We start from the raw sequence: 15,196 nt of genomic DNA, 5'->3' as shown, positions 1-15,196 counted from the left end.
TAAGGGCAGCAGATTAGCACACCGCTGAGTGCGATTTGTTCCGGCCTCTGAGTGCGGTTAATTCAAAACCCTGATAACTCAAGCACCGACGGCAATTGGGAATTAAAAGTTAGATATTTAAACTTTTAGATTAATGGACGATCGCTCAGCACGGGATTTCAATCCAGAATTCCGCTCCCTGTCCGGGCGCTGAGATGCACCGCAGACTTCCCTTATGTTTTTCTACCACAATCTGATGGCTGATGGATAATCCTAAGCCGGTTCCAGCCCCTACGGGCTTGGTTGTGAAGAACGGGTCAAATAGCCGCTTGCGAACGTCTTCGCTCATTCCCGGGCCACTGTCGGCGATGCAAATTACAATGCGATCGCAATCAGTGAGCTGGTTTTTACTGTGGCTTTTCAGGCCAGCTTTTTTCATGAGGGTGCGAATCACGATCGTCCGAGGTTGCGGTTGGTTTTCTAGAGCGTCGATCGCGTTGCTGATAATGTTGAGAAATACCTGGTTTAACTGCCCCGCACAACAGTGAATTTTCGAGATTTTTCCGTATTCTTTAATAATTTCAATCCGGCTTTTTCTACTTCCCTGATGCAATCGGTGCTGCAAAATTAACAGCGTACTGTCAATTCCTTCATGAAGGTCTACCAACTTCATTTCTGATTCATCCAGTCGCGAAAAATTCCGCAGCGACAATACAATTTTACTGATTCTTTCTATTCCTACTCTCATGGAGTTTAGCATTCGGGGCAAGTCTTCCTTCAGGAAATCGAGCTCTAAATCCTTAACTTTTTCAGCAATCTGAGGAACTGGGGAGGGGTAGCATTCCTGGTAGAGACTTAAGAGTTCTATTAAATCATGAAAATAGTTGTATGTATGAGAAATATTACCGTTAATAAAAGTTGCTGGATTGTTGATTTCGTGGGCGATGCCAGCCACCATCTGACCGAGACTCGACATTTTTTCTGATTGAACTAATTGGATTTGAGCGTTTTGTAGCTGTTCGTAGGCTTCTTGCAATTGGGATGCTTGTTTTCTTAATTGAGATTCGGAAGCTTGGAGTGCGGCGGCGGAAATTTTGCGGTTAGTTATATTTTCAATCATCCCTAATTTGTAAATAGCTTTTCCTTCGGCGTCTCGAATCAAAGTAGCTGTCACGTTTACCCAAACAATTTTACCTGTAGCGGCAAGCTGGCGGATTTCAATTTGATAGCTATTAGTTTCTCCCCGCTCAAGAGAATGAGCAACTTGGAGGTTGTTTGGATAATCTTCGGGGTGCCCAAGTTCTGTAAATGTTTTGTTCAGCAATTCTTCGGCGGTATATCCCAGCATTTCGCAGTAAGTTTTATTGACTCGCACTAACTTGTTATCGTCTAAATTAGCTAAGTAGATAGCGATGGGTGCATCTTCAAAAATTGTGCGAAATAGTTCCTCGCTGGCCCGGACTTGAGCTGCTAGAGAAAGCCTATCTGTGATGTCTTCAAACGTAGACAAAATGCCGACAACATTGCCGGAATTGTCGTGTAAAGGTATTTTATTTGTATCCAGACAGCACTGGGTGCCGTCGGCTTGCATTTTGGATTCTATGATGTGATATTCTGGGGTGTTTGTTGCCATGATGCGACGGTCGCAAGCCCGAAAAATTTCTGTTTCTTCGGGCTTCCAAGGCATATCGAAGTCGGTGAGACCAGCGATTTCACTGGGGTGATTGAAACCTGCGACTTTGGCAAAGTTTTTGTTGCCTCCCAAGTAAACTAAATCTCGATCTTTCCAGGCAATTAACTGAGGGATGTTGTTGATTACCGACCACAGCATATTTTGGGAGGTTTGCAAGGCTTCCGTGCGTTCTAGGACGCGCTTTTCAAGTTCTTGATTGGCTTGTTGCAGGGCCATTTTTGATTCGCTGAGGGCGATTTCTGCTAGCTTGCGATCGCTGATGTCGATTGTCACTCCCTCCCACAGTATATCGCCGCCCGGTTGCAGTTCGGGGCGGGCAATGCCACGAATCCATTTTACTTTTCCAGATCCGGTTACGATCCGCCCTTCATATATCCAAGGTTTTAAAGTTTCGCCGGAAATTGCGATTGATTCTAACATGGATTTTAGGTCTTCTGGATGCACCATTGACCACATTAAACCGGAGTTTTCTTGAATTTTTTCTGGCTCTAATTCGTAGAGCTCCCAACAGCCTGAACTGGCATAAATGAATTCATCGGAACCGTCGGGATGCAGCAAGTATTGATAAATCATTCCCGGCACGTTGGCGGCCATTTTTTGAAATCTGGCTTCGCTTTGCCGCAGTGCTGATTCTGCAAGTTTGCGATCGCTAATGTCAATCAACAAGCCGTCCCAAATAATGTCAGCTTTTTCGCCCGGTTCTGGTCTGGAAGCCCCGCTAATCCACTTAATCCGATCCCCCGGAAAAACAAATCTGCCTTCCCACCGCCAAGGCTCTAAAGTTTTAGCTGAGATAGCAACTGATTCATGGAAGCTGGGCGCATCCTCTGGATGAATCATTTCGATGGCGGGAATAGCTGAATCTTGGAGTACCTCGGGTTCTAATTCCCAGAGTTCGCGGCAGCCGGAACTGACGTAGGGGAATGACAAAGTACCGTCTGCTGCTAACTGAAATTGATAAATCATCCCGGGAACGTTGGCAGCTAGTTTTTGAAACCTCGCTTCGCTTTGCCGTAGTGCTGTTTCTGCTTCTACGCGAGCGGTAATATCGTAAAATGCCGATAAAATTGCGGCTTCGCCGTTAAAATTAATCGAGCGCATCGACATTTTTACCCAAAACAAACTGCCGTTTGGTTTCCTAAGGCAGATTTGTTCGCTGTCGCTAAAGCCGTTTTGTTTGACTAATTCTATCAATTGACGGCGGTCATTGATATTGGCATAAAGTTCAATTTTTTTGCGTCCGATAAGTTGTTCGGAACTCACACCTAAACTTTTCCCTAGGGCAGGATTGGCATACAAAATAACGCTGTCTTCTAGGCGTGTAATTGACATGGGAACGGGAGTCACAGTGGCGATCGCCCGCAATCTTTCTTCACTTTCTTGCAGGGCTGTTTCGGCTGCTACTCTTTTACTAATATCGTTCTGAACCCCGATAAAATGAGTTAATTTTCCCTCGTTGTCTAGGATGGGGGAAACGATTAATTCGTTCCAAAAAGGAGTTTTGTCTTTGCGATAATTTTTGAGAACTACCTGAATTTCCGTTCCTGCTCGCAAGCTGCTGCGGAGTTTATCTAATTCGGCCTGATCGGTATCGGGGCCTTGCAAAAACCGGCAGTTGCGTCCAATAACTTCTTCGGCACTGTAACCGGTCAGTTTCTCAAAAGCAGGATTGCAGTAGATAATAGGTATGTCAGGCCTGCTAGCATCCGCGATTAGGATACTGTTACTCGAAGCTGCGATCGCCCGCTCTAGGAGAGACAGGTGGAAAGAGTCTGTTGTCATCGGTGGCAATATCCAAATTCCCAGGGAGGGGACAGAACAATAAAAATTTATAAAGAGCTGGAGCCATTCTTATTGTATAATTTTATTTTTAATTTAGCCTTGTTAACAAAGCCAGCAGCCAAAAAAAGCCGGCGGGGGAGGCGACTAATACCATTTTAGATGTGAGATTTTGGATTGGCAATGACTGATTCCATCATGGTTTGGATCATGGGTCTACAGTTGCCTTCTTTTTGGAAATTAGTATCACCGAAGGTATTAGGGACTTATCCAGAAAACAGAAGGTGAAAATACCCAAGACCCAAAGAAAACAGAAGGTGAAAATACGGATATTTTTAACTTTTTTTCTTCTCCTCCTTCCATCCGGCTCGTCAACCCTTTTAAATTGACAAGCTGATGGAAGAACCCTGAGCAGTTTTGCTTACTTCAATCCTGGCTTGAAAAGCTTCTTTCAGGTGGGGCATATGGGTAACGGTGAGGATGCAGGCGAAGTCGGAGGCGATCGCATTAATTGCAGCAATCAGCCGATCGCACCCTTCAGCATCCTGAGTTCCAAATCCCTCATCAATAATCAACATTTGCAAAGCCGTGCCCGCCCGCTGAGACAGCAGTCTCGCCAGGGCCAGCCGAATCGCAAAATTAATCCGAAAAGCTTCACCGCCCGAGTAAGTTTCGTAGGCGCGAGTACCGCGAGCATCAGCAATTAAAATGTCTAAGGTGTCAATCAATTTAGTTGCTTTTTTAGAAGCAGCAGCCCGCTGAGTAATAAATTGAACGTGCAATTGATTCGCGCTCAATCTCGACAAGATCTGATTTGTTTCCGCTTCAAGTTGAGGCAAAACATTTTCAATCATTAAAGCTTGAATGCCGTTTTTACCAAAGGCTTGACCCAACTCTTGATAAACTCGCTGCTGGCGTTTTGCAACTTGCATTTGCTCTTTTTGAGCTACTAGCTGAACTTGCAGAGTTTCTAGATTTTGCTGCTGCTGCTGGAGGCGTCCGAGACTTCCCAAATGTTGGTCTAGCTGCTGGCGGCGGCGACTCATTTGCTGTTCGATCGCACTTATGCGGGCTGTGGGATCGGGATATTCTTGCAATTGCTGGTTCATCGCCGCAGTTTGAGCGCTGACAGCTTGCAAATCTTGATCGCGCACTGCAATGGAATTTGCTATTTCATTAACCCGCTGCTGCACTTGCGGGTACTGCTGAGTTGCCGATCGCAATTTTTCGGCGCGGGCGATCCAAAACTGCGATCGGCGCATTTCGCTCCGGACGTGTTCGTGCTGTTCCAAATTATAGCCAACTTCTGCAATGTATCTATCTAAAGACAGAATTTGCTGCTGTATTTCCGAGCTATTTTTTTGCTGTTCTAACTGTTGCTGTACTGTGGCTAATTGAGTTTGCAAATCCGGGCGACGGGCATTAATTTTATTCAGTTTCTGCTGAGCGTCTTTGATTTGAGCTTGCTTAATTTCCGCCCACCGCAAGCGCTTTTCATCGCTGCGGGCGAGGGAGTGGCTGCTATCGCTGTAATTGAGCTGTTGCAGTTGCTGTTCGATTTGCTGGAGTTCGCCCAAGTCATCGGCTGCATACTCGCCGGTGCGTAGCAACCGCTCTATTTCTGCAGCGTCTTGACGCATACTTTGCAGTCGGTTTTCATCTTGGCCCAGGCTATCTAATTGTGCTTGTAAATGACTGCGGCGTTCCCGCAATTCTTGGTAGGGCGCTAATTCCTCTTCTAGTTCGCGGTATTCATGTCTGAGAACTTGAATTTCGCGCTCAGAGACGGCCAACTGTTCGCGGACAACCCACAGTTGGTTCCAGATTTCCTGCTGTTGGGTGTGGTGTTTTGTGACTACCAAATTCCAGTAGTGTTCGTCTAAAGGTCGATCGCACAAAGGACAATTGCCAAAATTTGCATCCCGCACCATTAAAGGCGAATTCGATGGCTCGTTTTCCGCAAAATTCGAGGCTTTACCTTCGCCTGCGGTTTTTTCTCCTTCATGTTTCCGCAGCAGTTGCAGTTTTTGGTCGATCTCGGCGAGTCTGGTTTGATAGTCGCGGCTTTTGGCTTGCAGGTTTCCTAGAAAGTCGTGCCTTTCTTGACCTTTTTCGCGGACTCGCTGCTGATAAACTCGCTTGTTTTCCAACTGCAAAATTTGATTGGCGATGGCGGAGATTTCCTGCTGTAATTGCGGCTGTCGCTGCTGCTGCTGAACTTGCACCTGTCGGTTGATTTCGTCTAAGCGGGCGGTTAAACCGGCGCGGGCGCGATCGAGCTTTTGTTGCTTTTGCTGCTGCTGTTGTAACAGCGGCGAAACTTGCAGTTGCAGTTGCTCTAGTTCGTTGAGGCGCGATCGAACTGCTTGCAACTGTGCGAGTCCTTTATCAACCTCCGGCTGCTGTTTGAGAATTTCCAGAACATCTTTTTCATCTTGTTCTAAAACCTCTAATTGAGCTTGCAACTGCTGAATTTTGCTTTGTAAAAAGCTCAGTTCTTGCCGTTGCTGTTCTTGCAATTGCTGACGCTGATTTTGGGCTTGTTGGTTAGCCTTAAATTTGCCCGCCAGAGTTTCTTCTGTGGCTTGCAAGCTGTGGAAATACGCGATGCCTGCTGTTATTTCCTTTTCTTGCCCTAGGAGGGCTTGCAGCTCATTTTGCTGCTGTTTGGCTGCGCTGAGTTCTTGCTGCAAGCGGCGGCATTCTTGAGTGATATTGTAGTGCTGTTGCTGGTGGCCGGCGAGGAGTTTTTGCCAAGTTTGGCGGTTGTGGTGCTGGAGTTGCAGTTGCTGTAACTCGGTTGTGTCGGCTTGCTGCTGCTGCTGAAGCAAATCGGTTGCTTGCTGCAATTGAGTTTGTTCCGAGGCGATCGTCTCTTTTTGTTGTAGTTGCTCTTGTACGGTTAGCAAACTCTGTTTGAGTAGATCGACTTGAGCTTTAAATTGTTTGGAGGTATCTTTGGCTTGTTCGGATAAAGTATCGTAGGAGTCGAGTTTGAGCAGGTTGGCTAAAACTTGTTTGCGTTCGATCGGCTTTTTGAGCATAAATTCATCAGCTCGCCCCTGCCGCAAATACGCCGAGTTGATGAAAGTATCGTAATCTAGTTTGATGTGTTCGAGGATTTTTTGCTGAGTTGTTCTCAGGCCTTTGTCTGTAAGCGTGCGAAAATTAAGTTTTTCCTCGGTTACGGCCGAATTCAAGCTGACTTGAAATTCCACACTTCCCGATTGTCCGCGCCGGCGGTTGCGAATCACCCGGTAGATTTGGCCGCCGGTGGAGAAAGTGAAATCAACGCGCACATCTGTTTCGCCAATGTGGATGATATTGTCTTCTGTATCGCTGCGGCAACAGCCCCAAAGTGCCCAGCATATGGCTTCTAAGAGGGAGGATTTGCCAGCACCGTTAGGCCCGCAAATGCAAGCGGTGTGCAGGCCGCGAAAGTCTAAAGCAGCTTCGCGATAGCTGAGAAAATTTTTGAGTGTAAGTTGTATAGGAATCATTTAGGCCATCGCGCCATACAATCTATCTATAAATAACACTATTTGTACGCTGTTGCCTAGTTATTCAATCTAGATCGAGAACAATTGTCAGTGCTTCTGCAATTTCTTCCATAATTGTCTCGGACAGGGTTCCGAGTTGTCGGACAAATCTTTGTTGGGAAACGGAACGGACTTGAAAAGTATCGGCGGCGGAGACTTTAGTCAAGCCATTTTCGCCGCTGGGTTCTAGTCGAACCATCCAATTTCTCTCGGTGTATCGCTCTTTCCAGTCAGTGATGGGAACAATAACTTCAAGCAGCAAAATTCCAACCGTTTCATCACTGACAATTACTACCGGACGGGTTTTGCCGATTTCGGCGCCCACAGTAGGTTCAAGCGCAACTAGCCAGATTTCACCTCTACGCATTAGTTTTTATCCCTGCGTTAAGGCATTCTTCCTCCGAGTCAAAATAGGGTTCGCTCTCAGGCGACCACAAATCATGTAAAGCACCTCCCGGCATATAATCTTTGACTGCTGCTTCTGCTGCGGCTCTGAGTCTCCGCTTTCTCTCGGCTTTGCGCTGGGCTTTTTCTTCTATTTCTTCGCGCATCATCCGCGAAGCTGTTTCGATGATTTCTAGGCGTTCTTCTGCTGTCAGATTTTTGAGTGCTGCTAAGATTTCTGTTTTAGTCACGGTTTTTGCGGGTGGTTTGTGAGAAAGTGCGATCGATCCCATATCTTGCACCATTTTCAAGAACAGGCTTTCCGGCCTGTTCCACAAAGAGTGAATTTGATTGTCGGATGGGCATCCTGCCCGTCCATAAAAAGCTTATTGAAAATGGTGCAAGATATAAGATCGATCCAACCATCATTATATCTTTCACACAAATCAATCTCGGCGCTCTCTGCTTGTGGCGTACCCTACATCGATCGCATAGCCAGATTTTCCATAATCAAAAAGGGTTGACTGTATTCCTACAGCCAACCCCGCACATATTTATTTGTCCTGCGTTTGCTCAAACAGCAACACTACCTGGCAATATTCGGGAACGTATAGCCGACACCGACTAACAATCCCGCTTCAGCTCCGTCGATAAAACCAACATTCAGTCCCGCTGTTGCTGTAAAATTTCTCGACAGCGGCACATCTACACCCCCTGAGATCAGGAAGCCAAAATGACCGTCCTTGCCGGTAGAAACTATCACGCCAGCACCTGCATAAGGAGCCGCAGTAATCACAAATTCCTCGCTGACTTCGACGGCATTTTGAGATACAAAATCGAAGGTAAGGGGAACTAGAACAGTTAACTTGTCCCGCAACAAAAGAGTCGGTCTCACCGACAAATTGTTCGTCAAACCGATTTTGCTAATAATCGTAAATGAACCTTCCCCTAAGGCTGTAGCTCCGCCAAAACCTAGATTGCCGCCAATGCCGACGTAGCTGGGTCCAGAACGGGTTGCTCGGCCTGGTCGGATTGGAGTTCCTTGAGCCACTTTTTCAGTTGCTTCTGAGGCAGTTGCCGGTTTTTCAGCAACTTTCGGTTGGTTGGTCAGAGCTGAGGCGGAAGTGCTGACAGGATTGCTCAACAATTCTTGTGCTGTTTGGACTTCTTTTTCGTCCTTCGTTGCGGTTACTTCAAGATTATTGCTCTCGGCAACAATTGAGGTAGGTCGATCGCTCTTTTTGGCAGTCTCGACTGTTGACTGCACTTCGACACCATTATCAGCAATTTTAGCGGTTTCTTCCGAATTTTCAGTCTCAGCAGCAATGGAGGTATTTTGCGCTGTTTCTGTCTCAGCAATTTCAGATGTTGCTGCTTCCGATTTTTCGGGTGCAGCAATAGATACTTCCAAGTTTGCTGCCGGTTCAGAGGCGACTGGCTCTGCCGCTTCTGCTAGTTCGCTCCAACTGATAGAATCAATTTTTTTATTACTAGCCGTTGTTTCTGCGTCGGGTTTAACTGCTGAAGTTGCTGTCGGCTCAGAAATTTGGTCAATATTTTGAGCGGCTATTGTTGCAGTTGTAGCGACATCGGCCAAGTTGCCAGTTTCAGCTTTCGCTGACATGGTACTGCAACAAACAGCTAAAGCTGCAAGATTTATTAACGCAAAAGTAGACTTGGAAAATAGACTATTCATAGATACTCCTCAATGAAGGGTGTGTTAAAAGTGTAAGTGTTTGAGGGCGACCGTCAAGAGCTTTGCTAAAAAAAGACACAAATATGAGTTGTGTTGTTCCTAGATTGCCATTTTACCGTTGAATAGTCAACTCTCAAGCTGATTAGATTCAAGAACGGACGGTGGGTTTAGAGGCTAATTTTAATTTACAGATCGATCGGCAAAAAATCAATCCTAGGGATGATTGCACCCTTGCTCCTGTTTAATTGAGAGGTCGATCGCGCGTCTGGCTGGCATTCTACAATACTGTACTTGGGGGCGCTGCACTCGCAGCCACGCCGGAAAAATCCGGTTTTTGAGGGCGCACCAGCTCGAAACCAAGAGACAACAAGCTTTCAAAACAGTTTTGGCAGCCCCGCCGTCCAAAGCAAGTGCAGTTAAAACAACGCGATCGGCTGCTGCACAGTCCGTGACAATTAATGTAGAATAATACCACCGATCCGAGAAATATTTGTGGCTCGATAGTGTCAAAATTACTGAATATTATGAAAATTGTGTAAAAATTAGTGTTCTATTTGTAAAGTTTAGCCTTCGCTTTCGCTCAGGGTCTGACCATCTAACAACACCACGCAACTAAACAAGTAAAAAAATACAAATTATCTCATCTCAACCTGACTTTATGAGCAAAGTTCTAGTCATCTTAGGCGAATTGAGCGATCGCGACATCGATTGGATGCTCGCCAACGGCACCCGCACCCAAATCCTCCCCGGCACAACTCTGATCACCGAAGGTAAGCCCTTAGACGCCCTGTACATAGTTCTGGAGGGAACTTTGAGCGTTGCTGTATCATCTTTGGGCGACAAAGAAATTGGAAAAATTATTGCCGGGGAAGTTTTGGGCGAAATGTCTTTTGTAGACGGGAGGCTTCCTTCTGCTAGCGTCACGGCAATTGAAGAGTGCGTCATCCTGTCAATTCCCCGGCGGCTGCTAACTGAAAAACTCGAGCAAGACGTGCTTTTTTCCCTGCGGTTTTATCGGGCGATTACCAAATTTCTGTCGTCGAGACTGCGGGGTACAGTCCAGCGCTTCGGCGATGATAGTGATGGTTTAATGTATCAAGAGCCCGACGACGAGGACGCCATCCCGCAAAATGTCGAAAATCCTGATTTGGCGGCATCGAGATTTCAATGGCTGTTGGAGCGTTTGAAGGGGAGTTGAAGGAAGAGGGAAGAAGGAAGAAGGAAGAGGGAAGAAGGAAGAAGGAAGAAGGAAGAAGGAAGAGGGAAGAAGGAAGAGGGAAGAAGAGAAAAGAACACCTCTTTTCAATTTCCAATTTCCAATTCCCAATTACAATTACAATTAGAAAACATATTTTTCAGCGACGCGCCAATAGCGAGAAAAACGCTTCAAATCAATGTAACCATCGTAGCGGACAAAGGGTTCGGGCGGCAAAACTTCTACAGGGTGCGATCGCTTAATTTCGCGGCAAATATCCTGAAACCGAGGACTGGGACTTTCCGCAGTCACCACTTGATTCGCGCCGGATTCTTTAGCAAAAGCGATAACTTCCGCAGCCACATCGCCCCGCCGAATAACTACCGGCAACTCCAGCAAACATTCGTAAATAAACACCATTCGTTTGAGACTCAACTGCCATTCATCAATAAGCGCGTCATCCCAAACCCAGATTGCCGGTGCCTCTGGGTGCGCTTTAAAAGCCGGGCCTTCAGGACTCAAGCAGTCGCCGTGCAGCCAAATAATCGGATTGTTCATAAATTGGGAATTGGGAATTGGGAATTGGGAATTGGTAATTGAGAATTGGTGTTAAATCCGTTAAATCCGAAGAAAGCGAATCGGTTGCCGAACTTCCTTAATTTTTCCGGCGCTTTTGAAAGTCCTGCCAACTTTTAGAACCGCCGCTACGATCGACCTTTTCTCCCTGAGGAAACAACTGCCCTTCCAAATATTCGTAAGTTCCCTCAAAATCGCATTGCCCGTACATAGGACAATCGCGACAATAAACCGCCTTAGTGTAACGCTCCAAATTTTCCCGATTAAAAAAATAAGGTTTGTGACTAAAAGTGCTTGCTACCCACTGCCAAGAAAGATTATTGCTCGCCGGATCTCCATCTAGCAAATGTTGCAAAAACCAGCGAGCTCCGGCTTGCCAGCGCACGCGGCGCCAGTGTACGAGATAAGCGGCAGTCCACATCCGCTGGTGATTGTGCAAATAACCAGTTTCTCGCAACTCGCGGCTGAAACTGTCGATGCAAAACAAACCAGTCGATCCCTCAATGACATCCTCCGGCAGAGTTTCGCTGTAATCTTTAGCAGTGTAGCCAGTTTTGTAGGGTTCCCGGTCTTGCCAAATCCCGTTGCCCAATTCCGCGTACAGTCGCTGCCAATAATCCCGCCAACCCAACTCGTTGACGAGTTTTACGGCCTCTTCTCGATGCCGCACCTTCTCCAGCACGGCATCCCGGACTTCCGCCAGACTCAAAACTCCGTAGCGTAAATAGGGTGACAAGCGCGTTATCGCACCGTTGAGGAAATTGCGGGTTGAAGCGTACTTGCCGGGATCGACTTGTTGCAGGGCTGTCTCGGCTGCTTTCCGCCCGCCTGGGGTTGGGGGTACGCTGCTGTCCCGGGCGGCGGCTTCGGGGAACTGTTCACGCACGTAGGCAATTAATTCGTCGCGGCTGGCAAATTCCCGCTTCATGTCCTGACTCATGGTTTTTTCAAGCGCCTGCTATTCTTTCCTCATGTTAAAGCTATTTGTTGGGGCGTGCCTGCCCGATCGCGTAAATTGACCCTTCGCTCCTGGTAACTCACATCTTGCACCATTGTCAGCAACAGGCAAGATGCCTGTTCCACAAAAGATAAGTTTTCTTGTGGAACAGGCATCTTGCCTGTTCATAAAAGGCTAATTGAGAATGGTGCAATATCTCAGTGGTAACGTACAGTTTGCCCCAGCCGCAATCGATCGTCGGATCGCAGCCAAAATTAACATCAAAGTCAGTACACTCAGGGATAGATATCATACCAAAATCTTATGGAAACTTTTCCGGCGGACGCTCAAGCGATCGCCAGCTTAGCTAACGGACAGCAGCAAGGTACAAAACAACTGGACAACAGCGAAATTCAAGAGTTCGATCGAGCCATGATGCGCCGCTGCATAGAATTGGCTCGCCGTGCTCTCGGCAAAACCGCACCCAACCCCCTTGTCGGTTCTGTAATTGTCCGAGACGGCAAGATTGTCGGCGAAGGGTTTCATCCCGGTGCGGGTCAACCTCACGCCGAAGTTTTTGCGCTCCGGGAAGCGGGGGAACTCGCCGAAGGAGCGACCGTCTACGTGAACCTGGAACCCTGCAACCACTACGGGCGGACTCCTCCCTGTTCCGAAGCTTTAGTTAAGGCCAAGGTGGCAAAAGTAGTGGCTGGCATGGTCGATCCGAATCCTTTGGTAGCTGGAACTGGGCTGGCCCGGTTGCGAGAGGCTGGCATTGAAGTGGTGGCGGGAGTGGAAGGGGAAGCTTGCCAGAAACTCAACGAGGCTTTTGTACACCGAATTTTGTACCGCCGGCCTTTTGGAATTTTGAAATATGCAATGACTTTGGACGGTAAAATTGCTACCAGTACCGGGCACAGCGCTTGGGTGACAGGCGAGGAGGCTCGGAGCGAGGTACACCGGGTGCGCGTCGGCTGCGATGCAGTGATTGTTGGGGGAAATACGGTGCGTCTGGACAATCCTCTACTGACGAGCCACCAGCCTGATAGGAATAATCCTCTGCGGGTGGTGATGAGTCGCACTTTGGATTTGCCGAAGTCGGCTTGGTTGTGGGAAACCTCTGTGGCGGCTACTTTGGTGCTGACTGAGCCTGGGGTTAACCGCGAATTTCAGGAATTTTTGATCGCAAAAGGGGTGGAAGTTGTGGAATTGTCGCCGCTGACGCCGACTAATGTTATGGCTTATTTGTACGATCGATCTTTTCTTTCTGTACTCTGGGAGTGTGGCGGCACTTTGGCGGCCGAGGCAATTGCTGAGGGTGCAGTTCAAAAAATTATGGCTTTTATTGCTCCTAAAATTGTCGGTGGCCAAGGAGCTCCAACTCCTGTAGGAGATTTGGGGTTTTCGGCAATGACTGATGCTTTGGCTTTAGAGCGGGTTTCTTGGCGCGCAGTGGGTGCAGATTGTTTGGTGGAAGGCTATTTGAAAATTAAAGATTGAAAGTTAAAAGTGAGTCTTTCTAGTTTTTGATTTTTAACTCCTTTTATGGTTGAAATTCTGATTTGGAGTTTGATGGTTGGCAGTCTCGGCTTGGAGGCGGCGCTCGCGGGTGTATTGGTGAGCCGCGAGCAATTGGCTGCGTGGCAAAAATACAATGAGGAGGAGGAAGTTTTGACTCGGTACGAATCTCAAGAAGATAATTTTAATGCGCCTGAAAATGCGCCATCCAATGGCAATCCCAAACCCGCTCCTAATGCTGTTGATTTGACGGTTTGGGAGTACAAGATTGTGCGGGCTAGCAACGATTTGTTTCGCAATCCTGCGATTTTTCACAAGCTGTGCCGCGAAGAGGCGGAGGTTGGCTGGATTTTGCTCGAAAAGCTCGATGACAGGCGGGTGCGGTTCAAACGTCCGATCGCGCTGCGGGACGCCCCGAGGCCTAATTTACCCACCTTTGACCCTTACCGCACTCATTACGGCCCGATATCGAATGCGATGAGTTGGGCTGCGGCGATCGTGTTTCTGAGTGCGATCGTGCTTCCCGCTGTTTTGGGCTATGCTTTGGTGTCTACTACTCTAACCAGAAGTCGCTCTAATTGGCCTCCGGCACCTGTTCAATCTTTGCCCTCTCCCAGGGGGTAAGAAACTAATAAGTGAAATATCGGCCCACTGGAAGATGGAAGATGGAAGAGAGAATTGTTTGTTTTAATATCAAGTACGGTCAAAAATTTATAATTAGGTTTGTAGTGAGGACTTAAGTCTTCTCTTCTCTTAAGAGGGTGACAACAAACAATTATATTATAAGTCATTAACCGGACAGTATCTAACTGACAAACCCGCAGAATTATTTAATTATAAATTTTTCTTTAATTCTGCATTCTGTCTTCCACCTTCTGATTTGGACTGCCTTCGAGTGTAAACCCTCATGTCATAGAAGCGGCGTGGGAGAAGGAGCGGAAAGCAATCTCAAGTCATAATTTGTATCGCCTTGAAATTGAGAAACGCGGACGAAATAAATCCCCGCAGGTAAAGGCCCATTGCTGACAATCGTTTCTGAAGCCGTGCTTAAATTGTTAGACGAAGCAATCAGATCGTCTGATCCAACTGCGCCGTTGCCGTTGATATCTTGAATTAATTCAACATCAACATCTGCACTCAAACCGTCAACAGTTACACTGAAAAGGCTGGGAGTATTAAGGATAAAACTGTAAATGTCGGCTGGTTCAGCAGCTCCCACAAAATCGCTCGCCGTTTGAATTTCTGTCAGAATGCCCAGGCTTTTTGCCGCGTTCAAATTGTCTGCGGGATCGGGGATAATGCTTAACAGTCCTTCTTGTTGACCGAATTGAATGTAGTGGTCGATCGCACTTTTAACTGCGCCGCTATTGACTGCTGCTCCTACCAGCGGATATTTTTCTAGATAAAAGCTGGGATCGAAGAAAACGCTGGCTTTGCGGTTTTCTAATTGACCGACTTTGAAGTAGTGTTCAAATGGGGTAAATTGATTGGTTTGGACTGCTGTCTGAACATCTGGGTTGCTTGCTAAATAGAAACCAACATCGAAGAAAGGGTTGGGATTGCGTCGTTCAAATTGACCGAATCTGATAAAGTGATCGGCGCCTGAAAAACCGTTGAGTTTCGCTGATGTCGCTACATCTGTATTGGTGTCTAAATAATAGCTGGCGTCGAACAGGGCATTGGGGTCGCGATTTTCAAATTTGCCAATTTTTCGGTAGTGATCGAAGGGACTCGATACCGTGCCTCTGGCAACTGCTACGGCGACATCTGGGTTGTTTTCGAGATAAAATTTGCTGTCGAACAGTGTTCTGAGGGTTAGCATTATTAAAAAAATCTCTCTGGACTTTAGTCTGGAAAGTGGACGATCGAGAATCCAGTTTACATCAAAGTTTTGTTTTGT

The 15,196-nt window shown here is 47.1% G+C and carries 13 protein-coding genes and 1 pseudogene; 5 read left to right on the top strand and 9 right to left on the bottom strand.

Translation table 11 applies throughout. The features are described 5' to 3' along the window. Window positions 1-145 precede the first annotated feature (145 nt). From D0A34_15430 to D0A34_15405, 6 genes are all read right to left on the bottom strand, one after another. Window positions 146-3,454, bottom strand: a complete 3,309-nt coding sequence (locus tag D0A34_15430; protein UNU20083.1) for a PAS domain-containing sensor histidine kinase — start codon at window positions 3,452-3,454, stop codon at window positions 146-148. 377 nt (window positions 3,455-3,831) lie between these two features. Continuing rightward, entirely contained in the window at window positions 3,832-6,951 is a 3,120-nt protein-coding gene (locus tag D0A34_15425; protein ID UNU20082.1) for an SMC family ATPase, read from the bottom strand. 64 nt (window positions 6,952-7,015) lie between these two features. Further along, a complete protein-coding gene (locus D0A34_15420) occupies window positions 7,016-7,357 on the bottom strand; it encodes a type II toxin-antitoxin system PemK/MazF family toxin (GenBank protein UNU20081.1) in 342 nt (113 codons plus the stop codon). After that, entirely contained in the window at window positions 7,350-7,679 is a 330-nt protein-coding gene (locus D0A34_15415) for a hypothetical protein (protein ID UNU20080.1), read from the bottom strand. The genes D0A34_15420 and D0A34_15415 overlap by 8 nt, the downstream gene beginning before the upstream one ends. 281 nt (window positions 7,680-7,960) lie before the next feature. After that, entirely contained in the window at window positions 7,961-9,070 is a 1,110-nt protein-coding gene (locus tag D0A34_15410) for a hypothetical protein (protein UNU20079.1), read from the bottom strand. A gap of 213 nt (window positions 9,071-9,283) precedes the next feature. Continuing rightward, window positions 9,284-9,580 (bottom strand): hypothetical protein, encoded by a 297-nt coding sequence (locus D0A34_15405; GenBank protein UNU20078.1) that lies wholly within the window; start codon window positions 9,578-9,580, stop codon window positions 9,284-9,286. A gap of 148 nt (window positions 9,581-9,728) precedes the next feature. Here D0A34_15405 and D0A34_15400 point away from each other — a divergent pair, with 148 nt between their 5' ends. Together D0A34_15400 and D0A34_15395 are read left to right on the top strand one after the other, a co-directional pair. Next, complete coding sequence (locus D0A34_15400) at window positions 9,729-10,268, top strand: cyclic nucleotide-binding protein (GenBank protein ID UNU20077.1); 540 nt, start codon at window positions 9,729-9,731, stop codon at window positions 10,266-10,268. Beyond that, a complete protein-coding gene (locus D0A34_15395; GenBank protein ID UNU20076.1) occupies window positions 10,238-10,528 on the top strand; it encodes a hypothetical protein in 291 nt (96 codons plus the stop codon). The genes D0A34_15400 and D0A34_15395 overlap by 31 nt, the downstream gene beginning before the upstream one ends. On the opposite strand, the gene D0A34_15390 is transcribed toward D0A34_15395, so the two are convergent. Further along, window positions 10,410-10,823: a hypothetical protein gene (locus D0A34_15390; protein ID UNU20075.1), complete on the bottom strand. Its 414-nt coding sequence runs from the start codon at window positions 10,821-10,823 to the stop codon at window positions 10,410-10,412. The two genes, D0A34_15395 and D0A34_15390, sit on opposite strands and share 119 nt — an antisense overlap. Window positions 10,824-10,920: 97 nt before the next feature. Then, the gene (locus tag D0A34_15385) at window positions 10,921-11,781 is read right to left on the bottom strand and encodes a deoxyribodipyrimidine photo-lyase (protein UNU20074.1); all 861 of its coding nucleotides are present in this window, start codon (window positions 11,779-11,781) and stop codon (window positions 10,921-10,923) included. A gap of 96 nt (window positions 11,782-11,877) precedes the next feature. Here D0A34_15385 and D0A34_15380 point away from each other — a divergent pair. From D0A34_15380 to D0A34_15370, 3 genes and pseudogenes are all read left to right on the top strand, one after another. Continuing rightward, window positions 11,878-12,000, top strand: a pseudogene (locus tag D0A34_15380) (LysR family transcriptional regulator). A gap of 102 nt (window positions 12,001-12,102) precedes the next feature. Beyond that, window positions 12,103-13,278 (top strand): bifunctional diaminohydroxyphosphoribosylaminopyrimidine deaminase/5-amino-6-(5-phosphoribosylamino)uracil reductase RibD, encoded by a 1,176-nt coding sequence (gene ribD / locus D0A34_15375; GenBank protein ID UNU20073.1) that lies wholly within the window; start codon window positions 12,103-12,105, stop codon window positions 13,276-13,278. A 45-nt stretch (window positions 13,279-13,323) separates the two neighbouring features. Further along, window positions 13,324-13,920 (top strand): hypothetical protein, encoded by a 597-nt coding sequence (locus D0A34_15370; protein ID UNU20072.1) that lies wholly within the window; start codon window positions 13,324-13,326, stop codon window positions 13,918-13,920. 286 nt (window positions 13,921-14,206) lie between these two features. Here the strand turns inward: D0A34_15370 and D0A34_15365 are convergent, their stop codons facing one another. Further along, complete coding sequence (locus D0A34_15365) at window positions 14,207-15,118, bottom strand: calcium-binding protein (GenBank protein ID UNU20071.1); 912 nt, start codon at window positions 15,116-15,118, stop codon at window positions 14,207-14,209. Window positions 15,119-15,196 lie beyond the last annotated feature (78 nt).

It is taken from the genome of Microcoleus vaginatus PCC 9802, from assembly GCA_022701275.1.
Classification (GTDB): Bacteria; Cyanobacteriota; Cyanobacteriia; order Cyanobacteriales; family Microcoleaceae; genus Microcoleus; species Microcoleus vaginatus_A.
This window is presented reverse-complemented; position numbering and strand designations above follow the sequence as displayed.